Origin of the sequence: Comamonas sp. 17RB, assembly GCF_030056555.1 — a bacterium.
Classification (GTDB): Bacteria; Pseudomonadota; Gammaproteobacteria; order Burkholderiales; family Burkholderiaceae_C; genus Comamonas; species Comamonas terrigena.
Genome location: NZ_JASHHY010000006.1, coordinates 172,331 through 195,090 on the forward strand (window position 1 = coordinate 172,331; position 22,760 = coordinate 195,090).

The 22,760-nt window shown below is 66.4% G+C and carries 18 protein-coding genes; 10 read left to right on the plus strand and 8 right to left on the minus strand.

All coding sequences use genetic code 11. The annotated features are described in order from the left end of the window. Window position 1: 1 nt before the first annotated feature. Together QM470_RS12440 and parC are read left to right on the plus strand one after the other, a co-directional pair. Complete coding sequence (locus QM470_RS12440) at window positions 2-940, plus strand: lytic transglycosylase domain-containing protein (protein WP_283339487.1); 939 nt, start codon at window positions 2-4, stop codon at window positions 938-940. Further along, entirely contained in the window at window positions 937-3,300 is a 2,364-nt protein-coding gene (gene parC, locus QM470_RS12445; RefSeq protein ID WP_283339488.1) for a DNA topoisomerase IV subunit A, read from the plus strand. Before QM470_RS12440 ends, parC begins: the two co-directional genes overlap by 4 nt. A gap of 168 nt (window positions 3,301-3,468) precedes the next feature. On the opposite strand, the gene QM470_RS12450 is transcribed toward parC, so the two are convergent. Next, window positions 3,469-4,530 (minus strand): NAD(P)-dependent alcohol dehydrogenase, encoded by a 1,062-nt coding sequence (locus tag QM470_RS12450; RefSeq protein WP_283339489.1) that lies wholly within the window; start codon window positions 4,528-4,530, stop codon window positions 3,469-3,471. A gap of 194 nt (window positions 4,531-4,724) precedes the next feature. On the opposite strand from QM470_RS12450, the gene QM470_RS12455 reads away from it, so the two are divergent. Beyond that, window positions 4,725-5,669 (plus strand): LysR family transcriptional regulator, encoded by a 945-nt coding sequence (locus tag QM470_RS12455; RefSeq protein ID WP_283339490.1) that lies wholly within the window; start codon window positions 4,725-4,727, stop codon window positions 5,667-5,669. Between the two features lie 93 nt (window positions 5,670-5,762). Here the strand turns inward: QM470_RS12455 and QM470_RS12460 are convergent, their stop codons facing one another. Both QM470_RS12460 and QM470_RS12465 read right to left on the minus strand, forming a co-directional pair. After that, window positions 5,763-6,440 carry a YiaD family glycine zipper/OmpA-like lipoprotein gene (locus QM470_RS12460; protein ID WP_280011028.1) on the minus strand — a complete coding sequence of 226 codons (678 nt, stop codon included), beginning with the start codon at window positions 6,438-6,440 and terminating at the stop codon, window positions 5,763-5,765. 298 nt (window positions 6,441-6,738) lie between these two features. Continuing rightward, window positions 6,739-7,098, minus strand: a complete 360-nt coding sequence (locus QM470_RS12465) for a hypothetical protein (RefSeq protein ID WP_283339491.1) — start codon at window positions 7,096-7,098, stop codon at window positions 6,739-6,741. Between the two features lie 443 nt (window positions 7,099-7,541). Between QM470_RS12465 and QM470_RS12470 the strand changes: the two genes are divergently transcribed. Beyond that, complete coding sequence (locus QM470_RS12470; protein ID WP_066539152.1) at window positions 7,542-7,931, plus strand: COG4315 family predicted lipoprotein; 390 nt, start codon at window positions 7,542-7,544, stop codon at window positions 7,929-7,931. A 128-nt stretch (window positions 7,932-8,059) separates the two neighbouring features. On the opposite strand, the gene trhA is transcribed toward QM470_RS12470, so the two are convergent. The 3 genes from trhA to QM470_RS12485 all read right to left on the minus strand — a co-directional run bounded on the left by trhA (window position 8,060) and on the right by QM470_RS12485 (window position 9,701). After that, window positions 8,060-8,695, minus strand: a complete 636-nt coding sequence (gene trhA / locus QM470_RS12475) for a PAQR family membrane homeostasis protein TrhA (protein ID WP_283339492.1) — start codon at window positions 8,693-8,695, stop codon at window positions 8,060-8,062. A gap of 163 nt (window positions 8,696-8,858) precedes the next feature. Beyond that, window positions 8,859-9,251: a nuclear transport factor 2 family protein gene (locus QM470_RS12480; RefSeq protein ID WP_218332679.1), complete on the minus strand. Its 393-nt coding sequence runs from the start codon at window positions 9,249-9,251 to the stop codon at window positions 8,859-8,861. Between the two features lie 279 nt (window positions 9,252-9,530). Then, window positions 9,531-9,701, minus strand: a complete 171-nt coding sequence (locus QM470_RS12485) for a hypothetical protein (RefSeq protein ID WP_283339493.1) — start codon at window positions 9,699-9,701, stop codon at window positions 9,531-9,533. A gap of 642 nt (window positions 9,702-10,343) precedes the next feature. Between QM470_RS12485 and QM470_RS12490 the strand changes: the two genes are divergently transcribed. Both QM470_RS12490 and QM470_RS12495 read left to right on the plus strand, forming a co-directional pair. Beyond that, window positions 10,344-12,062, plus strand: a complete 1,719-nt coding sequence (locus tag QM470_RS12490) for a methyl-accepting chemotaxis protein (RefSeq protein ID WP_283339494.1) — start codon at window positions 10,344-10,346, stop codon at window positions 12,060-12,062. A 598-nt stretch (window positions 12,063-12,660) separates the two neighbouring features. Further along, complete coding sequence (locus QM470_RS12495; protein ID WP_283339495.1) at window positions 12,661-14,289, plus strand: methyl-accepting chemotaxis protein; 1,629 nt, start codon at window positions 12,661-12,663, stop codon at window positions 14,287-14,289. Between the two features lie 231 nt (window positions 14,290-14,520). On the opposite strand, the gene QM470_RS12500 is transcribed toward QM470_RS12495, so the two are convergent. Then, window positions 14,521-14,979, minus strand: a complete 459-nt coding sequence (locus QM470_RS12500; protein WP_066539147.1) for a RidA family protein — start codon at window positions 14,977-14,979, stop codon at window positions 14,521-14,523. Window positions 14,980-15,141: 162 nt separating this feature from the next. On the opposite strand from QM470_RS12500, the gene QM470_RS12505 reads away from it, so the two are divergent. The 3 genes from QM470_RS12505 (at window position 15,142) to QM470_RS12515 (ending at window position 20,208) form a co-directional block, all read left to right on the plus strand. After that, window positions 15,142-17,562 (plus strand): DNA internalization-related competence protein ComEC/Rec2, encoded by a 2,421-nt coding sequence (locus tag QM470_RS12505; RefSeq protein WP_283339496.1) that lies wholly within the window; start codon window positions 15,142-15,144, stop codon window positions 17,560-17,562. Window positions 17,563-17,669: 107 nt separating this feature from the next. Further along, on the plus strand, window positions 17,670-19,196 hold the full coding sequence (locus tag QM470_RS12510; RefSeq protein ID WP_280012700.1) for a circularly permuted type 2 ATP-grasp protein: 1,527 nt from the start codon (window positions 17,670-17,672) through the stop codon (window positions 19,194-19,196). 46 nt (window positions 19,197-19,242) lie between these two features. Next, window positions 19,243-20,208 (plus strand): alpha-E domain-containing protein, encoded by a 966-nt coding sequence (locus QM470_RS12515; RefSeq protein WP_066539143.1) that lies wholly within the window; start codon window positions 19,243-19,245, stop codon window positions 20,206-20,208. A gap of 38 nt (window positions 20,209-20,246) precedes the next feature. Here the strand turns inward: QM470_RS12515 and QM470_RS12520 are convergent, their stop codons facing one another. Then, window positions 20,247-20,618 (minus strand): DUF4148 domain-containing protein, encoded by a 372-nt coding sequence (locus tag QM470_RS12520; RefSeq protein WP_283339497.1) that lies wholly within the window; start codon window positions 20,616-20,618, stop codon window positions 20,247-20,249. Window positions 20,619-20,995: 377 nt separating this feature from the next. Between QM470_RS12520 and QM470_RS12525 the strand changes: the two genes are divergently transcribed. Next, complete coding sequence (locus QM470_RS12525; RefSeq protein ID WP_283339498.1) at window positions 20,996-22,732, plus strand: thiamine pyrophosphate-binding protein; 1,737 nt, start codon at window positions 20,996-20,998, stop codon at window positions 22,730-22,732. Window positions 22,733-22,760: the final 28 nt, after the last annotated feature.

Consider the following 22,760-nt stretch of genomic DNA (forward strand, 5'->3'; position numbering starts at 1 on the left):
CATGCCGCTGTCTTTCATTGCATGGCTGCAGACTTTACGGGCATGGCCGCAGCGCGCGGCACGCCCGGCGGGACTGCGCCTGTGCGGTGAAAGAGGGCGGTACGCCCGGTACCGACGGCTGCTGCTGACCCTTTGGCTGGCGGCTGCCGCGGCCCTGGCGCTGCCCGGTACTGCACGGGCCGATATCTGGGCCTATGTGGATGGTCAGGGCGTGACCCACTTTGCGGCCGAGCCGCTGGATGAGCGCTACCGCCTGTTCTTCCAGGGCGATGATTTCGATTCCCAGCGCGACGGCACGCCCCGGCACAGGGGCACTGGCTCGGGCCTGAAGGTGGATGCGGCGTCCGTGGCATCGGCCGGCAAGCTGGCAGCGTATTTCTCGTCCTCGGCCCAGTACCAGCGGGTGCGCCGCCATGTGGAGCACACCGCGCAGAATACCGGGCTGGACTACGAGCTGCTCAAGGCCCTGATCGCCACCGAATCCGGCTTCGATGTGGATGTGGTCTCGCCCAAGGGCGCTGTGGGGCTGATGCAACTGCTGCCGGCCACGGCCGAGCGCTTTGGTGTGCGCGCCGATGCGCGCCGCTCGGTGGCCGCCAAGCTGACCGACCCCGCCACCAATCTGCAGGCCGGTGCCCGCTACCTGAAGTATTTGATCGCCATGTTCCCGGGTCGGCTGGACCTGGCGCTGGCCGCCTACAACGCAGGGGAAAACGCCGTCAAACGCTTCGGCCAGGCGATTCCCCCGTACAAAGAAACCCAAAACTATGTCCGCACCGTGCTGGCGCTGTATGAACAGCTGCAGCCCGGCGCCTCGGCCCCGGTGGCCGCACGCGGAGGCCGCCAGGCGGCCGTCCCCGGCGCTGGCCGGGTGCGCATGGAGCTGCGCGGCGACCAGCCGGCTGCGGACCTGAGTACTACCCCGAACTTTCTTCCATGAGTGACCATTTGACGCTAGACCTTGCACGCCCCGCCGAGGGCGGTGACTCGCTGGACCTGGGCGCCTACGCCCAGCGCGCCTACCTGGAATATGCCCTGTCCGTGGTGAAGGGCCGGGCCCTGCCCGATGTGGCCGACGGCCTCAAACCCGTGCAGCGCCGCATTCTGTACGCCATGGACCGCATGGGCCTGTCCTATGGCGGCAGCACCGGCAACACCGCGGCCAAGCCGGTCAAGAGCGCCCGCGTGGTGGGCGATGTGCTGGGCCGTTTCCACCCCCATGGCGACCAGTCGGCTTACGACGCGCTGGTGCGCATGGCGCAGGATTTCAACCAGCGCTACCCGCTGGTGGACGGCCAGGGCAACTTCGGCAGCCGCGACGGCGATGGCGCCGCAGCCATGCGGTACACCGAAGCCCGCTTGTCCAAGATCACGCGCCTGCTGCTCGACGAGATCGACCAGGGCACTGTGGACTTCGTGCCCAACTACGACGGCAGCACCGAAGAGCCACAGCAGCTGCCCGCACGCCTGCCGTTCTCGCTGCTCAACGGCGCCAGCGGCATTGCCGTGGGTCTGGCCACCGAAATTCCCAGCCACAACCTGCTGGAAGTGGCCGAGGCCTGCGTGGCGCTGATCAGAAAACCCGCGCTGGCCGATGAGGAGCTGTTTGCACTGATTCCCGGTCCGGACTACCCCGGCGGCGGCCAGATCATCAGCAGCAGCCATGACATTGCCGAGGCCTACCGCAGCGGCCGCGGCAGCCTGAAGGTGCGCGCGCGCTGGACGATCGAGGAGCTGGCGCGCGGCCAGTGGCAGCTGGTGGTCAACGAGCTGCCTCCGGGGGTGAGCACGCAGAAGGTGCTGGAAGAGATCGAGGACATCACCAACCCCAAGGTCAAGACCGGCAAGAAGGCGCTGACCCAGGAGCAGAACCAGCTCAAGGCCAGCATGCTGGCGGTGCTGGATGGCGTGCGCGACGAGTCCAGCAAGGATGCGCCGGTGCGCATCGTCTTCGAGCCCAAGACCGGCAAGGTGCCGCAGTCCGAGCTGGTGGTTGCTTTGCTGGCCCACACCAGCCTGGAAACGTCCAGCTCCATCAACATGACCTGCATCGGGCTGGATGGCAAACCGGTACAGAAGCCGCTGCGCCAGATGCTGGAGGAGTGGATCGATTTCCGCCAGGCCACCATCACCCGCCGCAGCGAATACCGCCTGGCCAAGGTGCTGGACCGCATCCACATCCTGGAAGGCCGTCAGGCCGTGCTGCTGAATATCGATGAGGTGATTGCCCTCATCCGGGCCAGCGACGAGCCCAAGCCGGCGCTGATGGAGCGCTTCAACCTGTCCGAACGCCAGGCCGAAGACATTCTGGAAATCCGCCTGCGCCAGTTGGCGCGGCTGGAAGCCATCAAGATCGAGCAGGAACTGGCCGCATTGCGCGACGAGCAGAAGGGGCTGGAAGAAATCCTGCAGGACTCCAAGGCGCTGCGCAGCCTGATGGTCAAGGAAATCAAGGCCGACGCCAAAGAGTTTGGCGATGCACGCCGCACCCTGATCCAGGCGGAAAAGAAGGTGGTGGCCGAGGTCAAGGTGGTGGATGAACCGGTGACCGTGGTCATTTCCGAAAAAGGCTGGGTCCGCACGCGCCAGGGCCATGGCCACGAGGCCGCGGTGTTCACCTTCAAGTCCGGCGACCAGCTGTGGGGCACGTTCGAATGCCGCACCGTGGACCAGCTGATCGTGTTTGGCGACAACGGCCGCGTCTACAGCGTGGCCGTCTCCAGCCTGCCCGGCGGGCGCGGCGATGGCCAGCCGGTCACCACCATGATCGACCTGGAGTCCGGCAGCCAGATCACCGCCTACTTTGCGGGCAGTGCCGACAGCCAGCTGCTGCTGGCCAGCTCCGGCGGCTACGGTTTTGTGGCCAAGCTGGAATCCATGGTGGCACGCAACAAGGCGGGCAAGTCCTTTGTGACGGTGCAGGACGGCGAGACGCTGTGCCTGCCCAGCAACCTGGCCGCCATCCCCGCCGCCGCGGCCGACGGCGCCGAAACACCGGCCGCCACCCATGTGGCCTGCCTGTCCAGTGATGGCCATGTGCTGACCTATGCCCTGTCCGAGTTGAAGCTGATGAGCGGCGGCCGCGGCCTGCAGCTGATGAAGCTGGAGGACAAGGCCAGCCTGGTGGGGGCGGCAGCCTACACCCGCAGCGTGCGCATCACGGGCAACGGGCGCGGCGGCAAGGACCGGGAAGAAACCCTGGAAATCCGCAGCCTGAACAACGCGGCCGGCAAGCGCGGCAGCAAGGGCAAGGCCGCGGGTTGGACCTTCAAGCCCAGCGGCATCTTCCGGGTGGAATAAGCCGGCGCACTTTGCGTTGCCCATACAAAAAAGCCAGCGAACCGCTGGCTTTTTTGCTTTCCGCTGACGGGCAGGGAGCTGGGCATGGTTCGGCTGACCGATGCCGTGAGCACCTGAGGCTATGGCCGTCCTGCTCCTGCAGTCACTGGGTAGTGCGGGGTATTGCCCTCACGCAGCGCTTTGGAACGAGGCGATATCGATCACAAAACGGTATTTCACATCGCTTTTCAGCATACGTTCGTAGGCGTCGTTGATGCTGCCGATATCGATGCGCTCGATATCGGCCGTGATGCCGTGCTGGCCGCAGAAATCCAGCATCTCCTGGGTCTCGGCAATGCCGCCGATCACCGATCCGGCCACCGATTTGCGGCCCATCACCATGGGGGCGGTGTTGAGCATTTCTTCCAGCGGGCCGAGGTAGCCCACCAGCACCAGCGTGCCGGACACCGCCAGGGTGCTGACATAGGGGTTGAGTTCGTGCACATAGGGCACGGTGTCGATGATCAGATCGAACTGGCCGCGCACGGCCTTCATTTGCGCGGGATCGGTGGAGATCACCACGTGGCTGGCACCCAGGCGCTGGGCATCGGCCTCCTTGCCCGGGCTGCGGCTGAACAGCGTCACTTCGGCACCCATGGCCTTGGCCAGCTTCAGCGCCATATGGCCCAGGCCGCCCAGGCCGACCACGGCCACCTTGCTGCCGGGGCCCACCTTCCAGTGGCGCAGCGGCGACCAGGTGGTGATGCCTGCGCACAGCAGCGGGGCGGCGCCGGCAGGGTCCAGGTTTTCGGGCACGTTCACCACAAACTGTTCGGAGACCACGATGCGTTCCGAATAGCCCCCCTGGGTGGCCGTGCCATCCTGGCGGTCCACATCGTTGTAGGTGCCGGTCATGCCGTTCTCGCAGTACTGCTCCAGCCCCTGGGCGCAGGCCGGGCAGTGCTGGCAGGAGTCGACCATGCAACCCACGCCCACGCGCTGGCCCACGGTAAAGCGCGTCACATCGGCGCCAACGGCCGTCACGCGGCCGATGATTTCGTGGCCGGGGACCACGGGGTAGCGTGGAACGCCCCAGTCGCCGCGCACGGTGTGCAGGTCGGAGTGGCAGACCCCGGCAAATTCGATCTCGATGGCCACATCGTTGGGGCGTGAATCGCGGCGCACAAAGCTGAACAGCCCCAGTGCAGAGGTGGCGGAATGGGCGGCATAGCCGCGCACGGGCATGACCATGGTGGTGTCCTGTGGGAAAAGTCGCAAGAAAGTGCTGGCCGCTGCCGGGTGGAAAGGAGGAGGGCAGTGGCAGCCGTTGTGAGCAGATTCTAGAAAGCACATTCACAAGCCACTAGCCATCAATGCCTTGAAGGATTTACAAGTGAAATTTGTCAGTAGACGAATTTTTCGGGTGTTTGCCCCTACCATGGCCCATGCCCATCAATGAACTGCGCGCGCTGCACACCTTTCTTCACACGGCTGAGCTGGGCAGCCTGCGCCGGGCGGCGCAGCAGCAGGGCGTCAGCGCCCAGGCGGCCAGCCAGGCGCTGGCCCAGCTGGAAAAGCACCTGGGCGTGCGCCTGTTCCACCGCACCACGCGCAGCATGGCGCTGACGGCCGAGGGGCGGCAGCTGCTGGCCACGGTGCAGCCGGCCGTGCGCAGCCTGGAGCAGGCGCTGGCCGGTGTGCAGCATGCCAAGGAGGATATCGCCGGGCCGCTGCGGGTGGTGGGGCCGCGTTCCACCTTTCGCCCGGTGGTGGCACCACTGTTGTCCGCATTCAGTGCCCGCCACCCCGCCGTGCAGCTGGAGGTGCAACTGGACGACCATGTAGGCAACTGGGTGGAGGACCGGGTGGATGTGGGCTTTCGCGGCGGGCCTGCCACGGCCGAAGGCGTGGTGGCGCGGCGGCTGTTTGCGCTGCAGCTGATCGTCTGCGCGGCGCCGGCCTATCTGGAGCGGCAGGGCGCACCACGCACGCCGGCCGAGCTGGCGCGGCACCGCTGCAGCGTGTTCTTGCGCACCGATACCGGCCGCCCCATGCCCTGGCAGCTGCGGCAAGGGGACGCGGTGGTCTACCAGGCGATCACGCCGGCCTTCAGCACCAATGACGAAGAACTGGAGCTGCAGGCCGTGCTGGACGGCCAGGTGCTGGGCCAGCTGACGGGGGTGACGGCGGCGCCGTTCATCCGATCAGGCCGTCTGGTGCCGGTGCTGCTGCCGTACCTGGTGGAGGAGCACAGCCTGTATCTGTACTGGGGCAGCCGCAGCGCCCAGCCTGCCCGTGTGCGGGCGTTCATCGACATGGCGCTGGAGACGCTGACCGAGAACCCGGCCTTTGTGCTGGGCCGGGCGGAGCTGGAAGCCGCTGCACGCTGACACTGCACCAGCCCGGTCCGCGTGCGGACGAGGCTGTTGCGGCATGGAGGGCGGCGGGCATCCTCCTGGGGCAGGGTTGCCCCCGGCAGCTGTTTATCGGCGCTGTTCCATCACAAACACCTCCACCCGGCGGTTTTTGGCCCGGCCGGCCGGTGTGTCGTTGCTGGCCACGGGTTCACGGGCGCCCCGGCCTTCGGTCTGGATGCGCGGGCCCATCACCTTCTGCTGGAAGATGTAGTTGCGTGCCGCATTGGCGCGGTCCTTGGACAGCGGGTCGTTGATGTGCGGGCCGCCGCTGCTATCGGCGTGGCCCACGATCAGCACATGCGTGGTGGGGTGGCGCTTGAGGCTGTCGGCAAAGCGGCTGAGCAGGGTGCGGGCCTGGGGCTGCAGTTCGGCGCTGTGGCTGTTGAAGGTGATGTCGGCGGGAAAGACCATCTTGAGCCGGTTGTCGTCGGTGCGGCTGACCTTCACTCCGGTGCCCTTGGTGGCGCGCTCCAGTTCCAGGCGCTGGCGTTCCATGTTCCTGGACCACAGATAGGCCACGGTGCCGCCCACGGCCGCACCCGCCACCGCGCCCACAGCGGCCTTGCCGCCCGTGGCATGGGCCACGCCCGCGCCGGCCACGGCGCCCACGGCCGCCCCCACTGCGGTATTGCGCGTGGTGTTGGTGGGGGCCTGCGTGGTGGGCGTGGGGGCAGGGGCGCTGCACCCGCTCAGGGCAAGGGCAGAAGAGGTCAGGGCCAGCAGCCAGGCAGTGCGTGCGCGCAAGGTTTTCTCCGTCAGTAACAGTTGCTGCGTCGAATGTACCGGAATTGAAATGCAGAAACGTTGTTCAAGCGCACCAGGTATGCACAAGCTGCTATGCATGCGTGAGCATGGGAGTGCTTGCTTTGATAGAAAAAATTACAAGCTGCGAGGGCGTGGCATGCGGCAGAGAGTGGCCTGCCGAGACGGGGCGGCGCTGCCCTGCGACTGACGGGTGACCGTGTGCCGTGCGGCCCAGGTACCAAAAAGCCCGCAGGAAGCGGGCTGTGGTGTGGTACGCGCCACCGCTGCGGCAGGCGGGTCAGGCCAGGCCGTCCAGGCTCAGTACATCGGTTTCCACGCACACGCCATTGTCCAGGCTGGCACGCACCACAAAGCCCTCGTCGATTGCGACCAACTGGGCGCTGTCCACGTTCAGACCTTCATGGCCTTGCGGGCCCTGGAAGGAGAAAAAGCCGCGCAGCGGCAGGTCGGCGGCGCACTCCATGTCGACGGCAGGATGTTGCTCCACCAGCCATTGGCGGGCGGAACGCAGGGTGGCGGCCACGGGCAGGCAGTCGGCGGAAATGTCGATGTGGGCGGTGCGCGTGGTGTCATCGCCGCTCAGTCCATCCAGATCGCCGATGGTGAAGAAGGGCAGTTGAAAGCTGTGGGTGCTCATGGGTAGGTTCTGCTATCAAAAATGTTGCATGCATTGTCCGGGTAGAGCGCATCAAGTCTGGTGGGATGGTTTTTGAATCCATGCGGCTGCCACGGAGCAGTCCTGGGATGGCGTGGTCGGCCGGAAGTTCTGCGTGCCGTGCAAAAAAAGATGCTGGACTGTGGCTGCACCGCATGCGGGTGGCGGGAGGCGCACCGCAGGGCACCACAGAAAGCGTGTACAACGCACCAACGGTTACACCGTGTAGCTGGGATGGAGGGAGACTGCATGGTCTTGCCCTGCCGGAGTGATGGACACGGCGGGAGCAGGCCATGTGCCCCCGGGCGCTGTCGCAGCCAGTGCGGCTGCGGTGGCAGACCGCGTTGCCCATGCCGGGCAGGGCGCTGCGTTGGCTACCGTCCATCCGGCCGCAGGCCGCCATTTCACAGCAAGGAGACCACACCATGATCCGCATGATTTCCCTCACTGTTCTGGCACCGGCGCTGCTGGCGGCCTGTTCCATGGCTCCCCATGCCAAGGACAACTCGCCCAGCACCATTCGCGATGGCATGCTGGTGGGGCCGAACCAGATGACGTTGTATGTGTTCGACAGGGACACTGCCGGCAGCGGTAAAAGCGTCTGCAACGGGCCCTGCGCCACCAACTGGCCGCCGCTGATGGCCAAGGCCAATGCGGCACCCACTGGCGACTGGAGTGTGGTGACGCGCGATGACGGCAGCAAACAGTGGGCCTACAAGGGGCGGCCTCTGTACTTCTGGGCCAAGGACACCAAGCCCGGTGACAAGACGGGCGATGGTTTTCTGAACAACAGCTGGCATGTCGCCAGACCGTAAGCGGGGGCGATGACAGCGGCGCTGGCCGCTGTCGCTGCGGACAACCGAGCTGCGGCCAGTACGGGGCGGAGTGCGGCAGAGGGCGCTCTGGTCGCTTTTTCTTCGATCCAGCGGTGTGTCAGCGTGGATCAGCGCGCTACGGGCGCCGGCAGCACATACAGCCACACCGCCGCATAGTGCAGCCCGCTGCCTGCCAGCACGAACAGGTGCCAGATGCCATGGGCGTGGCGCAGCCGCTGGTCCAGAGCGAAGAACACGATGCCGCCGGTGTACAGCAGCCCGCCCGCCAGCAGGCAGACAAAGCCGGCCGTGCCCAGTGCATCCAGCAGCGGGCCGACGGCGACCAGCACCACCCAGCCCATCAGGGCATACAGCACCAGCGACAGCACCCGGGCTTCACTGCGCGGCTTGATCTCCTGGAGCATGCCCACCACCGCCATGCCCCAGACCACACCAAACAGCGACCAGCCCCAGGCGCCGCGCAGGCTGATCAGGCAGAACGGGGTGTAGCTGCCGGCAATCAGCAGGTAGATGCTCAGGTGGTCCAGTTTGCGCAGTACCCGCTTGGCGCGGCCGCGCACGCTGTGGTAGCTGCTGGAGATGGCGTACAGCAGCACCAGGCTAGCGCCGTAGATGGCCACGCTGGTGATGCCCATGCCGTCGCTGTGCAGGCTGGCACGCGCGATCAGCCACACCGCACCGCCCAGCGCCAGCAAGGCGCCCAGCAGGTGGGTCCATGCGTTGAAGCGTTCGCCGTAGTACATGCGTTGCCATGCCTTTCGCCGTGCGGAGGCTGTGCTGCGTCCATGGGGTGCACAGCCAGTGGAATCAGTGCGTTGCAGTCGGCACAGCGTAAGGGCTGGGCAATGGCACTACCGCAGGCAGGGGATGGAAGGCGTGGCGGGCGGCGTGGCCCGGCGGTGGGATTTACTGCGGCTGGGCGTGGAAGGCTTTGTTGGCAATCTTCCAGCCGGCCTCGGTCTTGAGCAGCACGAAGTAGTCAGTGAAGGTGACGGCGCCATGCTCCAGCGTGACCTTGGCCATGGCCGAGGTGCCGGTGATGTCCAGCCAGTCGATGCGGCGGCGGCGCAGGGCCTCGTCCGCCGCCGGGGTGTTGTTGAAGCGCTGGCAGTAGACGTCCAGCGTCCACGATGTCAGCGGACCTTCCCGCACGCTTTCCAGGCGGGCGCTGGGCAGAAAGGCTGCGCGCATGTGTGCGGCGCAGTCTTCGGCGTGTCCACGCATGTACAGCTCCAGCGGCAGGCGCACGGCGGCTTCTTCGGGGTGGGGGATCGGGTGCTGGGGGGCCGCGGTGGTCATGGTGGTCTCCTGATGATGGTGTCCGGGGTGCGCATGCATGCTAGGTCCGCTGAGGCGGAGGATTAGGCGCGTGGCGGTGAAGACTGTTTCACCGGTGCAGCGGGCACAGGCTGACCATGCGAGCCATTGCAGGCTGTCCAAAGCAATCGCCCCGAAGGCCAGGGCAGGCATTCGGGGCGGAAGGGGAGATCGCTCCAGGATCCGGAGCGCCAGCGGCAGCGCCGCACACAGAAAAAAGACGCTGCAGCTGCCGCTCCGGTGGAGAGCGGGACGGAAAGCTTATTCGCTTTCGCTGGGGCTGCCGCAGTCGTCGCAGGCTTCGGTGCTGCAGCCGCCTTCGGCTTCGATGGTGTGGGTGCACATGCAGTGCGGGCAAAGGATGCGGCCGAGGTAGCTGCCTTCGTTGGTGGAAGTGGTGTCGGCGGCGAGGGTCACGTGGCGGTTGGGCATGGGATGCTCCTTCTGTAACGGTGGCGCAGGCTGTCAAAGGCCGGAGCGCCGGGTTAAGACATGGGTGTCAAACACCATCCCTTGCTCAACTTGCTAATTAGCACGGTGGTGCTAATTGACTGGCTGGCGGTGCGGCACAGCAGGTAGTTGCTGTGGTCCTGAGGGGCTGCGCTGGAGGGTGAATCCGCCGCAACCTCAGAGGGTTGGCATGGGTCTTATTGTTTGCGTCGCAGCAATTTCTTTTTTGGCGCTTTAAAAAAATTATTTCGCTTTTAAATCAATTAATTACGTTAATTTTTCGTAATGCAAAACGGTTTTCTGGCCTATAAAAGTACAAAAATCAGGTTTTTTTTCAGAATGCGAAATCAAAATTTCACAATGCAGAAAAATGCGGCGATGCAGCGTAAGAAAAGCGCCATGCAGCCGCAGACACCATGCCATCGCAGCAAATGCCGAAAGAAATGCGATAAAGCCCTATGAATGGCAGGGGATCCATGCAGCAGCAGGCGTGTGGTGCGCGCCACATGCCACCTTCCCTGGGGCTTACACCGATACGAACCTGGGACGCTTTGTTGTCCACTTCGTATCCGCACGGTCGTGCTTTTTAGTGCGCTGCATCATAAAAAGAGGGAGGAGGGGGCTATGAAGCACATCGGGGTGACACACAAGCTGTGGCTGGGGGTGGGCAGCATCGTGGTGGGGGCGGTGATCATCGTGGGCGTGGCGGGCTACAACTCGGCCCAGCACCAGAAAAAGCATGGCGAACAGGACCGCCTGCTCTCTCTGCGCCTGGAGCAGGCCACGCAGTGGCATGCGCTGACCCAGGTGAATGCGGTGCGGACCCTGGCCCAGGTGTTCAGCCGCGATGCGCAGGATGCCGAGCAGTTCTCTGCGCAGATGGCAGCGACCAGCCAGCAGATCTCCACCTTGCAACAGGCGTTGGATGCATCGGCCCGCGATGCGGACGACCGCAGCCAGATGCAGAACGTGGTGGCCTTGCGCCAGGCCATGCAGACCCAGCGGGATCAGATGCTGCAGAAGAAGACCGCCGGCCAGGAGGAGGAAAGCCGTGCCCTGGCGCGCACCGGCTACCGCCAGTCGGTGGATGCCTATCTCGCCGGCCTGCTGCGCTTTGTGCAGCACCAGTCCCAGGGGCTGGAGGCCATGCGTGCCGAAATGGGAGCCGCGCGCCAAGGGGTGGTGCGCAGTTCGGCACTGAACATGGTGGTGCTGTTGCTCGGTGTGTCGATTGGTGCCTACCTGCTAATCAACGGCATCCGCCGCGCGCTGGCGCAGGCCAACGGAGTGGCCGGGCAGATTGCGGCCGGCGACCTGCGCAGTCAGTGGGCGGTGCAGCGCCACGACGAGTTTGGCCAGTTGCTGCTGTCACTGCAGGCCATGAGCCGGTCGCTGGGCGCCATGATCCAGGATGTGAGCACCAGCGGCGATGCCATTGCCCTGGCCAGCGCCGAAATCGCCAACGGCAACCAGGATCTGTCGCAGCGCACCGAAATCACTTCCAGCCATCTGCAGCAGGCCGCCAGTGCCATGCTGCAGCTGACCAGCACCTTGCAGCAGACGGCGGCCAGTGCCCAGCAGGCCGCAGGCCTGGCGGACCAGGCGTCGGGCGTGGCCCAGCGCGGGGGGGCCGTGGTCGGCCAGGTGGTCAGCACCATGAACGACATCCATGCCAGCAGCCAGAAGATTGCCGACATCATCGGCGTGATCGATGGCATTGCCTTCCAGACCAACATCCTGGCGCTGAACGCCGCAGTGGAAGCCGCCCGCGCGGGCGAGCAGGGGCGCGGCTTTGCGGTGGTGGCCAGCGAAGTGCGTTCCCTGGCCGGCCGCAGCGCGGATGCCGCCAAGGAAATCAAGCAACTGATCCAGGCCTCGGTCGAGCGGGTGGCCGACGGTGCGCGCCTGGTGAACGAGGCGGGAGGGACCATGCAGGAAATCGTGCAGTCCGTGCAGCGTGTGACCCAGGTGATGGGTCAGATCAATGCCAGTGCCGCCGAGCAGCGTGACGGCGTGGCCCAGGTCAGCGAGGCTGTGGGCGCGCTGGACCAGATGACGCAGCAGAACGCCGCGCTGGTGGAAGAAAGCGCGGCGGCTGCCTTCAGCCTGCGTGAGCAGTCGGAACACCTGCGCGAGCTGGTGCAGCGCTTTCAGGTGCCGGACAGCGCGCCGCAGCGCACGGGGGCTGCCGCTGTGGCCGCCACGGTACATGCCGGTGCACCCGCACCGGCCCTGGCTGGCGGCCTGGGCGCAGAGCGTGCACTGCGCTCTCCTGCACTGGCGCCCGCACTGGCACCGGCAGGGCCGCAGACCGAATCCACGCGGGCACTGGAGCTGGCCTAGCCGCAGCGGCGCTGCACACAGCGTGCACCCAGGCCCTGGTGCACGCGGAAGTCGATTGAGGGAAGAGGGCGCAACCGTCCATTGAGCATGGCGAGCGTTGGGGGGAGCTATAGGCTCCCCCATTTTTTTGCGGCGGCGCAGCGATCCTGCGCAGTGCCGCCCTGCGGGTTCCACAGGCAGGTACCTGCGGTCGCAGTGCGGCGGTTGTGCGGCATGCGCGGTGGGGTGCGGGTGTGCCACGCTCCTGCGAAGCGCAACCATCCGATGTGCACTGGCGCAGCGATCGCTGATCGTTAACAGCTGATGGCCGACGGCTGATCGCATGGTGCGTGCCGGCGAAGCCTGGGACGCGGTGCTTGGGGATGTTTCCGGCCAACAAGTGGTTGTGAATGGCTATTGAGAAATGTCAATCCATAGTAATCATCAGTGATGCGAAATGGAGTCCATCAGGGAAAACCAGATTTCGTCGCCGGGCTGGTTCAGCGTCCACTGTGTCTGGGTGTAAGTCTTGTCAAGCATGCAGGCGACCGCCGATATTTCGGCGGACGAACGGTGGCAGGGCTGCATCCAGGCATTGCAACCGAGGCATGGAGAGTGCATGAAAAATATCAGCGTCACACGCAAGCTGTGGATCAGTGTGCTGTGTATCGTGGCAGGCATGGTGGGGCTGGCGGGCTTTGTGGGCACCGGCGCTTACCGCTTCCAGAAGCAGCAGGAGGCCCAGGAAGTCGTCCTGTCCCAGCGCATGGCGGATGCCATGCACTGGGCGGCACTGACCAAGACCAACGCCGTGCGCACGCTGGCCGTGGTGCTCAGCACCGATCCCAGTGTGGGCGAGGAGTTCTCGCCCACCATTGCGGCCACCAGCGCGCAGATTTCCAAGGTACAGAAAAGCCTGGAAGAAGCCAATCTGAGCGAGGCCGACAAGGCCCAGATGGCCCGCATTGCCCAGTTGCGCAGCGACATGATCGCGGTGCGCCAGCAGGTGATGAAGCTCAAGGAAGCCGGGAGTGCGGACGAAAGCGTGAAAATCGTGCAGGCCACCTACAAGCCGGTGGTGGACAAGTACCTCGAAGGCCTGCAGGCCTTTGTCGACCTGCAAACCGCCCACATCAGCCGCATGCGCGTCGAGATGGCAGACACCCGTGTACGCATGGGCCTGTGGGCCGGCGTGGGCATGCTGGCGCTGGTGGTGGCCATCGTGCTGGGCGCGCATTGGCTGATCAACAGCATCCGCCGGCCGCTGGTGCAGGCCAACGAGATTGCCGAGCGCATTGCCGCGGGGGATCTGAGCACCCAGGTGGGGGTGGACCGCAGCGATGAATTCGGGCAGTTGCTGCTCTCGCTGCGCAATATGAACCAGGCGCTGGGGGGCATGATCCAGGAGGTGCGCTACGGCACCGACAACATCGCCCAGGCCAGCGCCGAAATCGCCATGGGCAACCAGGACCTGTCGCAGCGCACCGAGGAAACCTCGGGCCGCCTGCAGCAGGCCGCCTCCGCCATGGCCCAGCTCACCAGCACCTTGCAGCAGACGGCGGGCAACGCCCAGCAGGCCACCCAGCTGGCCGAACAGGCCTCGGGCGTGGCCCAGCGCGGCGGGGCCGTGGTGGGCCAGGTGGTCAGCACCATGAACGACATCCACGCCAGCAGCCAGAAGATTGCCGACATCATCGGCGTGATCGATGGCATTGCCTTCCAGACCAACATCCTGGCGCTGAACGCGGCGGTGGAAGCCGCCCGCGCGGGCGAACAGGGGCGCGGCTTTGCGGTGGTGGCCAGCGAAGTGCGTTCCCTGGCCGGCCGCAGCGCGGATGCCGCCAAGGAAATCAAGCAGCTGATCCAGGCCTCGGTCGAGCGGGTGGCCGATGGTGCGCGCCTGGTGCATGAAGCCGGTGGCACCATGCAGGAAATCGTCCAGTCCATCGAGCGCGTGACACTGACCATGGCCGAAATCAATGCCGTGGCCGCCGAGCAGCGCGATGGCATTGCCCAGGTCAGCGAGGCCGTGAGTTCGCTCGACCAGATGACACAGCAGAATGCGGCACTGGTGGAAGAAAGTGCGGCCGCCTCGCACAGCCTGAGCGAACAATCGCAGAACATGAAAAGCGTGGTGGGCCGTTTCAAGGTCCCTGGCGCGCAGCAGGTTCTGGGCTTGCAGCGCCCGGTGCCGGCGCCCCGCAGCATCGGCAGCCGACCGCAAGCGATGCTGGAGCTGGAGGGCTGACCTCCAGCGGCTGCAACCGGGCGTGACTGACTGCCACGCCAGGCACAAGGCAAAAAGGCAAAAAGGCAAAAAGGCAAAAAGGCAAAGCAGCCAAAGGCCTCTTCACGGGCCGTTGGTTCGCGCCCAACAAAAAAAAGCAGCCCCAGAGGCTGCTTTTTTGTTTCCGGTGTGCGGCAAGAGGCAAAAGCGGCCTGCACCCAGGCCACGGCGCCGCGTGCCCGACGGAACGGGTCAGGCGATCTCGGCGACCAGATCGATCTCCACGCAGGCGCCCATGGGGACCTGTGCCACGCCGAAGGCGCTGCGTGCGTGCGAGCCCTTGTCGCCAAACACTTCGGCCAACAGCTCGGAGCAGCCGTTGGTCACCAGGTGCTGCTCGGTGAAGCTGGCGGTGGAATTCACCAGGCTCATCACCTTGACGATGCGGGTGACGCGGTTCAGATCGCCGCCGCAGGCCACCTGCAGCGTGCCCAGCAGGTCCACCGCCACGGCGCGTGCGGCCAGCTTGCCTTCGTCGGTGCTGATGGCGCCGCCCAGCTGGCCGGTCCACACCTTGCCGTCCTTGCGGGCAATATGGCCGCTCAGAAACACCAGGTTGCCCGTCTGCACAAATGGCACATAGGCGGCGGCCGGGACGGCCAGCGGGGGCAGGGTGATGTTCAGGGCTTGGAGTTTGTCGTAGACACTCATGGGAGTTCCTTGCATGGTGGGTAGAACGGGGCGGGAAGGGCGCGCAGCGGCGCCCGTGGGCGTGCTGCGGTTCCGGCGCGTGCGTGGCCGTCGGTGACAACCGCGCGCATGCCAGCCAGTATGCCAAGAGTGGAGCCGTCTTTCGCTTCCGCGTACACGGCAGTGCGGCTTTCTCCCACGATCTGGGCCCTGGCCGCCGCGGCAGGGGTGGCGCTGCAGCTGCTGCAGCCTGCCCTGTGGCCGGGGTGGGAGTATGCGGTGCTGGGCGTGGCGGCCGTGCCGCTGGGGGGCGCGGCCATGTGGGCGTGGCCGCACGCCGGCGCGCGGCGAACGCAGCAGGGGTTGCTGGTTCTGATGGTGGTCTGCGCTGCGGCGGCGTCCTTTGCGCTGACGGGATGGCAGGCCCTGGGGCGGCAAGCCCAGCGCATTGCGCCAGCCTTGGAGGGCGTGGATGTGGACGTGATCGCCGTGGTGGACGCCCTGCCGGCACGCAGCTCCCAAGGTCTGCGGATGCAACTGGTGGTGGAGCAGGCACAGCGGGCCAATGGACAGGCTGTGGAGCTGCCGCAGCGGCTGGAAGTCACATGGTATGCGCCACGCGGAATGGGGACCGCGCCGTGGCCTGCGGTCTCGGCCGGCGAACGCTGGCGTTGGACGCTGCGCCTCAAAGCCCCGCATGGCGCGCGCAATCCCCATGGCTGGGATTGGGAGCTGTGGCTGTGGGCCCAGGGCATCGGCGCCACCGGCTATGTACGCGACGGCCCCAAAAATACCGCCCCCCTGCGGCTGGACCCTGGCGAAGGCCGCCGCCCGGTGGAAGCGCTGCGCCAGCAGGTGCGCGATGCCATCGTGGCCCAGGGGGCCGTCCCGGGCGCGGCAGATGCCGAGCCGGACGCCGCGAACGATCGCCGCCGTGCCTTTGGCGTGGTGGCGGCGCTGGTCACGGGCGACCAGCGCTCCATCGACACCGCCGACTGGGAGGTGTTTCGCCGCACCGGCGTGGCCCACCTGGTCAGCATTTCGGGCCTGCACATCACCATGTTCGCCTGGTTGGCGATGCGCCTGCTGGGGGCCTTGTGGCGCTGCAGCCCGTGGCTGTGCCTGCGCTGGCCCGCGCCGCTGGCGGCACTGTGGGGTGGCGTGGGGCTGGCGGCAGCCTATGCACTGTTCAGCGGTGGCGGACTGCCTGCGCAGCGCACGGTGGGCATGCTGGTGGTGGTGGCGTTGCTGCACAGCACCGGCCGGCGCTGGCCCTGGTGGGCGGTCTGGAGTGTGGTGCTGGCAGTGATTGCGCTGTGGGATCCCTGGGCGCTGTGCCAGGCGGGCTTTTGGCTCAGCTTTGTGGCCGTGGGGGTGCTGCTGGCGTCGGGCACTGCGGGGTGGCAGCCGCCAGGCTGGGCACAGCGATTGCACCAGTTGCTGCGGGAGCAGATGGTGGTGGTGCTGGCGCTCAGTCCCTTGTCGCTGCTGTTCTTCGGGCAGGTTTCGCTGGTCGGTGGCCTGGCCAATCTGCTGGCCATTCCCTGGGTGACGCTGGTGGTCACCCCCCTGTCGCTGCTGGGGGTGCTCTGGCACCCCTTGTGGGAGGCCGCGGCCTGGTGTGTGCAGGCCATGGCGGTGGTGCTGGAGGCACTGTCCGCCTGGCCCTGGGCCAGTCTCGCCCGGGCGCAGGCGCCGTGGTGGGCGGCCGCAGCGGCCATCGCCGCCGGTGTGGGCCTGGTGCTGCCGCTGCCCTGGCAGTGGAAGGTGCTGGCCTTGCCGCTGCTGTGGCCCGCGCTGTGGTGGCAGGCGCCCCGGCCCGCCCCTGGCGAGGTGGACATGCTGGCGCTGGACGTGGGCCAGGGGGCTGCGGTGCTGCTGCGCACGGCCCACCACAGTCTGCTGTTTGATGCCGGGCCGGCCTGGCCGGGAGGCGATGCCGGGGCCCGGGTGGTGCAGCCCTTGTTGCAGGCCCTGGGGGAGCGGCTGGACATGCTGGTACTCAGCCATGGCGATGCCGACCATGTGGGCGGAGCCGAGGCGGTGCTGGCCCAGCAGCCCCAGGCGCAGTTGGTGGGGGCGGGCGCGGCGGTGCTGGCCCAGCGCCTGTCCCGGTCCTGGCAGCCCTGCGTGGCCGGTCAGCAGTGGGAATGGGACGGGGTGCTGTGGCAGGTGCTGCACCCCACGGCCGGCGTGCAGGGTGACGGCAATGCCGCCAGCTGCGTGCTGCGCGTGCAGGCGGCCAACGGTGCAGCCGTGCTGCTGACGGGCGATATCGAGGCGGCGCAGGAAGCCGCATTGCTGCGCTCCGGCCAGAACCTGCAGGCCGATGTGCTGCTGGCACCCCACCATGGCAGCCGCACCTCGTCGAGCGCGGCGTTTCTGGCGGCGGTGGCGCCGCACACGGTGGTGGTGCAGGCCGGTTACCGCAACCGTTTTGGCCACCCTGCAGCGCCTGTTTTGCGGCGCTATGCCGCCCAGGACCTGGTGGTGCAGAGCACGCCCCAATGCGGCGCGGCGCACTGGAATGGTGTGCAGGCGCAGACAGTGGCCTGTGAGCGCAGTCTGCGCCCACGTTACTGGAGTCATGCACCAGATCGGTGAGTGCTTGCCCGGAGGGGGCGGAGCGTGGCAGCCCTTAAACTGGCTGTCATACCCATAGTGCATCGCTATGGCCCGCAACTTGCTATGCAATCCCCAGGAGGCCCACGATGCAGAAGTACGACGAGATGTACACCATGCTGCCGTTTGACGGCAGTGACGTGCGAGACCACTACAAAGCCTATGCGCAGTGGCTGGCACAGCAACCGGCGCAGACCATGGCAGCGCGCGCGGCAGAGGCAGAGATGATCTTCCGCCGCGTGGGGATCACCTTTGCGGTCTACGGGGAGAAAGACGCCAACGGTGCGGGTACGGAACGCCTGATTCCGTTCGACCTGATCCCCCGCATCATTCCCGGCGCGGAGTGGACGCGCATGCAGGCGGGCCTGGTGCAGCGGGTCACGGCACTGAACCGCTTCATTGCCGACATCTACCACGACCAGGACATTCTGCGGGCCGGTATCGTGCCCAGGGACCTGATCGCCAACAACGCCCAGTACCGGCCCGAGATGGAGGGCGTGGATGTGCCGCGCGACATCTATGCGCACATCGCCGGCATCGACATCGTGCGCGCCCCCAATGCCCGGGGCGAAGGCGAGTACTTTGTGCTGGAGGACAATCTGCGTGTGCCCTCCGGCGTGTCCTACATGCTGGAAAACCGCAAGATGATGATGCGGTTGTTCCCCGACCTGTTCACCCGGCACGCCGTGCAGCCGGTGGCGCATTACCCCGACATGCTGCTGGATACGCTGCGCGCCAGTGCGCCGGCACGGGCCGCATCCGATTCGGCCACGGTGGTGGTGCTGACGCCGGGCATGTACAACAGCGCCTACTTCGAGCACGCCTTCCTGGCGCAGCAAATGGGGGTGGAGCTGGTCGAGGGACCGGACCTGGTCGTCAAGGACAAGGTGGTCTATATGCGCACCACGCGGGGCCTGCAGCGCGTGGATGTGATCTACCGCCGCGTGGACGACGACTTCCTGGACCCGCTGGTGTTCCGGCCCAATTCCACCCTGGGCTGCGCTGGCTTGATGGACGCCTACCGCGCCGGCAATGTGACCATTTGCAATGCGGTGGGCACCGGGATCGCCGACGACAAATCGGTCTACCCCTATGTGCCGGAAATGATCCGCTTCTACCTGGGCGAGGAACCGATTCTCTCCAACGTGCCCACCTGGCTGTGCCGCAAGCAGGACGATCTGAAATACGTGCTGGCGCATCTGCACGAGCTGGTCGTCAAGGAGGTGCATGGTGCCGGCGGTTACGGCATGCTGATCGGCCCTGCCGCCACCCGGACCGAGATCGAGGACTTCCGCCGTGCGCTGCTGGCCAACCCGGCGGGCTATATCGCCCAGCCCACGCTCAGTCTGTCGAGCTGCCCGACGATGGTGGACGCCGGCATTGCGCCGCGCCACATCGATTTGCGGCCCTTTGTGCTGAGCGGCGAGACCGTGCGCATGGCGGCCGGCGGCCTGACGCGCGTGGCACTGAAGGACGGATCGCTGGTGGTCAATTCTTCGCAGGGCGGTGGGACCAAGGACACCTGGGTGCTGAACGAACAGGCCCAGGGCCAGCCTTCACCGGAGCTGGTGCAGGAGCTGGGCGGCATGGTGCAGAGCATGGGAGGGGGCTGGTGATGAACACCGCTTGCATTCCTGCCATGACGATCTTGAAAGGTTTCCCATGTTGAGCCGTACCGCAGACCACCTGTTCTGGATGTCCCGCTACACCGAGCGGGCAGAAAACACCGCCCGCATGCTGAACGTCAGCTACGACACGTCCATGCTGCCCCAGCCTGCCGAGATGGCACGCAAGGACTGGATGGGGGTGCTGTCCATCAGTGAACTGATTCCCGCCTACGACCGGCGCCACACCCAGGTCACGCGCGATGGCGTGCTGCACTTCATGGTGCGCGATGAGAACAACCCCTCATCGATCTACTCCTGCCTGCGGGCCGCACGCGAGAACGCACGGGCGGTGCGCGGCGCCTTGACGTCGGAAGTGTGGGAAACCCAGAACCAGACCTGGCTGGAGCTGAACCGCCAGCTGCAGGATGGCTGGTTCGAGCGTGACCCGATGCAGTTCTTTGAATGGGTCAAATACCGCTCCCATCTGTCGCGGGGCGTGTCGCTGGGCACCATGCTGCAGGACGAGTCCTTCCACTTTGTGCGGCTGGGCACGTTCCTGGAACGGGCGGACAACACGGCGCGCCTGCTGGATGTGAAGTTCCACGCCATCGAGAGCGACTACCACGGTACCGATCTGCGCCAGGTGGGGCAGCAGCAGTTCGATTTCTACCACTGGAGCGCGGTGCTGCGCAGCGTCTCGGCCTTCGAGGTGTACCGCAAGGTCTACCGCGATGTGATCACGCCCGAGCGCGTGGCCGAGCTGCTGATTCTGCGTCGCGATATGCCGCGTTCCTTGCACGCCAGCATGCACGAGCTGATGGACAACCTGCGCCAGGTGGGGCACCAGGAAATGAGCGAGAGCCTGCGCAGTGCCGGCCTGCTGCTGGCCCAGCTGCAATATGGGCGCATCACGGAAATTCTGGACACCGGCTTGCACGCCTACCTGACCCAGTTCCTGGACCGGGTCAACCTGCTGGGCGGGCAGATCAGCCGCGACTTCCTGGCGCCGGAGCTGGTGTGAACGGTGGCGCGGGGTCCGCGCTTGGCGGCCCTGCGCGTTCAGTAACCAGACCGTGGTGTCGGGTGCGCCGCATGCGGGCCAGGGGCCATGCTGGCCATGGCGCCCGGTGCACAGGCTTCGGGGCGCAGCGGTGGTGTGGGCTGGCCGTAGGAGCGCAAGACCATGGCTTCCAGCTCGCCCGAGGCGCGGGCGCACTCTAGCTCTGCAATCACCTCGGCACGGGTGCGACCCGGCTGCGCCGCAGGCGCGGCGGGCATGGTCTGGCTGGCGGCGGCGGCCACCACCGGTGCTTCGCTGCGCTCCTGTGCCAGGCTGCCGGTGGCAATGCCGCCGGCCATGGTGGCGCACAGCAAGGCGGTGCGCAGATGCCAGAGTGGCGTATTCGAAAGGGATGGGGTGTACTGCGACATGGCAGGGCTCCTGCAAAAAACACGGCGACGTTGCCGCATGCCTGCACTGTCGTGCCGGGCGCCAGCCAGGCACAGCGCCTTGCGACGAAACCGGGGCGGCGCAGTATGTACCGACGTGCTGGCGGCGTGAATGGCGGGGGCAAATGGGGGACAAGGCGAGTGCAGGGTGGGCGCAAGGCCGCACTTGCCGGCCCGCGGCGGCGCAGGGGCCTTGTCGGCTGTGCGACAGGCAGGCAGGGGGTGCTGCGGGTTCCACCAACTGTCTGCTCTCCCATCCTTCGCATAATCACGGGGCCGCTGGCGCAGCCCCGTGCGGGGTACGACTCCCCGCCGGCTGCCCTCCCGTTTTCTCCCCCTGACACAGAAAGAGACAAGCCATGCCTTCCACCACCCCACCACGCAGCGCAGGCCACCTGATCGTCGAATGCCTGATCGCCCAGGGCGTGGACATGGCCTTTGGCGTGCCCGGCGAAAGCTATCTGGATGTGCTCGATGGCCTGCACGCCCACCGCGACCGCATCCGTTTCATCACCTGCCGCCAGGAGGGCGGAGCCTCCTTCATGGCGGACGCCTACGGCAAGCTCACCGGCAAGCCCGGGGTGCTGATGGTCACGCGCGGTCCGGGGGCGACGAACGCCTCCATCGGCATCCACACGGCGTTCCAGGATTCCACCCCCATGGTGGTGCTGATTGGTGACGTGGGCAGTGATATGCGTGACCGCGAAGCCTTCCAAGAAGTGGATTTCGGCACCTTTTTCGGCCCTGGCACGCGGGGCATGGCCAAGCGGGTGGAACGCATCGACGATGCCCGCCGCATTCCCGAATACATTGCCCGTGCGTTCACCACGGCCCTGCAAGGCCGCCCCGGTCCCGTGGTGCTGGTGCTGCCCGAAGACATGCTGACCCAGGTGGTCTCTGGCGAGGCCCTGCCTGCCGCCCCCACGGTGCACCAGGACATCGGCGCACAGGGCGCCGAGGAATTGCGTGCGCTGCTGCTGAAGGCCAAACAACCGTTTGTGATCGCTGGCGGACCGGGCTGGACGCCGCAGGCCGCGCAAGACCTGCAGACCTTTGCGGAGCGCTGGCAGTTGCCGGTGGGCAATGCCTTCCGTTTCCAGGACACTTTCGACAACCACCACCCGCTGTACGCCGGCGATGTGGGCATTGCCATCAACCCGGCGCTGGCCCAGCGCATCAAGCAGGCGGATCTGCTGATCACCATCGGTGCACGCCTGGGCGAGATGACGACCAGCGGCTACACCCTGCTGCAGTCGCCGCGCCCGGTGCAGCAGCTGGTGCACATCCACCCCAGTGCCGAGGAACTGGGCCGTGTCTTCCGCGCCGATCTGCCGCTGTGCGCCACCATGCCTGCGGCAGCCCGGGCGCTGGCGGCACTGGAAGCCCCGGCCAGTGTGCCCTGGGCCGCCTGGACGGCGGCAGCCCATGCCGACTATGAAGCCAATCTGCAGCCCCAGCCGCTGGCGGGGCTGGATGTGGCCAAGGACGGCGCCATCGACATGCCGGCCATCATTGCCACGCTGCAGCGCCTGCTGCCGCAGGACACAGCCATCACCAATGGCGCGGGCAACTTTGCCAGCTGGGTGCACCGCTATTTCCGCTTTCACGGCTGGAGCAAGGGCCACAAGACCCAGCTGGCGCCCACCAGCGGCGCCATGGGCTATGGCGTGCCGGCCGGGATTGCGGCCAATCTGATCACCGGGCGCACGGCGTTCACCATCGCCGGGGACGGCGACTTCCTGATGAATGGCCAGGAGCTGGCGACGGCAGTGCAGCATGGCGGCAAAAGCATCATCGTGCTGCTGAACAATGGCATCTACGGCACCATCCGCATGCACCAGGAGCGCGAGTACCCCGGCCATGTCAGCGGCTCCACGCTGGGCAATCCGGACTTCTGCGCGCTGGCCCAGGCCTATGGCTATGCGGCCGAGCGGGTGGAGCGTACTGCCGACTTCGAAGCCGCACTGCAGCGCGCGCTGGCGGCACCCACGGGCACGCTGATCGAGATTCCGCTCAGCCCGGAAGTCATCACCACCCGCGCCACCTTGTCCACCATCCGGGAAAACGCGCTGCAAAACCAGAAGGCGCATGGCTGAGCCATTCGGCGGTGCATGAAAAAACGGG

What these genes read in the sequence shown, in the direction of transcription:
- QM470_RS12520 (WP_283339497.1), bottom strand. Translation starts at nt 20,618, where the DNA reads ATGTCGCAGTACACCCCATCCCTTTCGAATACGCCACTCTGGCATCTG.
- QM470_RS12510 (WP_280012700.1), top strand. Translation starts at nt 17,670, where the DNA reads ATGCAGAAGTACGACGAGATGTACACCATGCTGCCGTTTGACGGCAGT.
- QM470_RS12465 (WP_283339491.1), bottom strand. Translation starts at nt 7,098, where the DNA reads ATGAGCACCCACAGCTTTCAACTGCCCTTCTTCACCATCGGCGATCTG.
- QM470_RS12525 (WP_283339498.1), top strand. Translation starts at nt 20,996, where the DNA reads ATGCCTTCCACCACCCCACCACGCAGCGCAGGCCACCTGATCGTCGAA.
- QM470_RS12440 (WP_283339487.1), top strand. Translation starts at nt 2, where the DNA reads ATGCCGCTGTCTTTCATTGCATGGCTGCAGACTTTACGGGCATGGCCG.
- QM470_RS12485 (WP_283339493.1), bottom strand. Translation starts at nt 9,701, where the DNA reads ATGCCCAACCGCCACGTGACCCTCGCCGCCGACACCACTTCCACCAAC.
- QM470_RS12450 (WP_283339489.1), bottom strand. Translation starts at nt 4,530, where the DNA reads ATGGTCATGCCCGTGCGCGGCTATGCCGCCCATTCCGCCACCTCTGCA.
- QM470_RS12480 (WP_218332679.1), bottom strand. Translation starts at nt 9,251, where the DNA reads ATGACCACCGCGGCCCCCCAGCACCCGATCCCCCACCCCGAAGAAGCC.
- QM470_RS12495 (WP_283339495.1), top strand. Translation starts at nt 12,661, where the DNA reads ATGAAAAATATCAGCGTCACACGCAAGCTGTGGATCAGTGTGCTGTGT.
- QM470_RS12500 (WP_066539147.1), bottom strand. Translation starts at nt 14,979, where the DNA reads ATGAGTGTCTACGACAAACTCCAAGCCCTGAACATCACCCTGCCCCCG.
- QM470_RS12455 (WP_283339490.1), top strand. Translation starts at nt 4,725, where the DNA reads ATGCCCATCAATGAACTGCGCGCGCTGCACACCTTTCTTCACACGGCT.
- QM470_RS12515 (WP_066539143.1), top strand. Translation starts at nt 19,243, where the DNA reads ATGTTGAGCCGTACCGCAGACCACCTGTTCTGGATGTCCCGCTACACC.
- trhA (WP_283339492.1), bottom strand. Translation starts at nt 8,695, where the DNA reads ATGTACTACGGCGAACGCTTCAACGCATGGACCCACCTGCTGGGCGCC.
- QM470_RS12470 (WP_066539152.1), top strand. Translation starts at nt 7,542, where the DNA reads ATGATCCGCATGATTTCCCTCACTGTTCTGGCACCGGCGCTGCTGGCG.
- parC (WP_283339488.1), top strand. Translation starts at nt 937, where the DNA reads ATGAGTGACCATTTGACGCTAGACCTTGCACGCCCCGCCGAGGGCGGT.
- QM470_RS12490 (WP_283339494.1), top strand. Translation starts at nt 10,344, where the DNA reads ATGAAGCACATCGGGGTGACACACAAGCTGTGGCTGGGGGTGGGCAGC.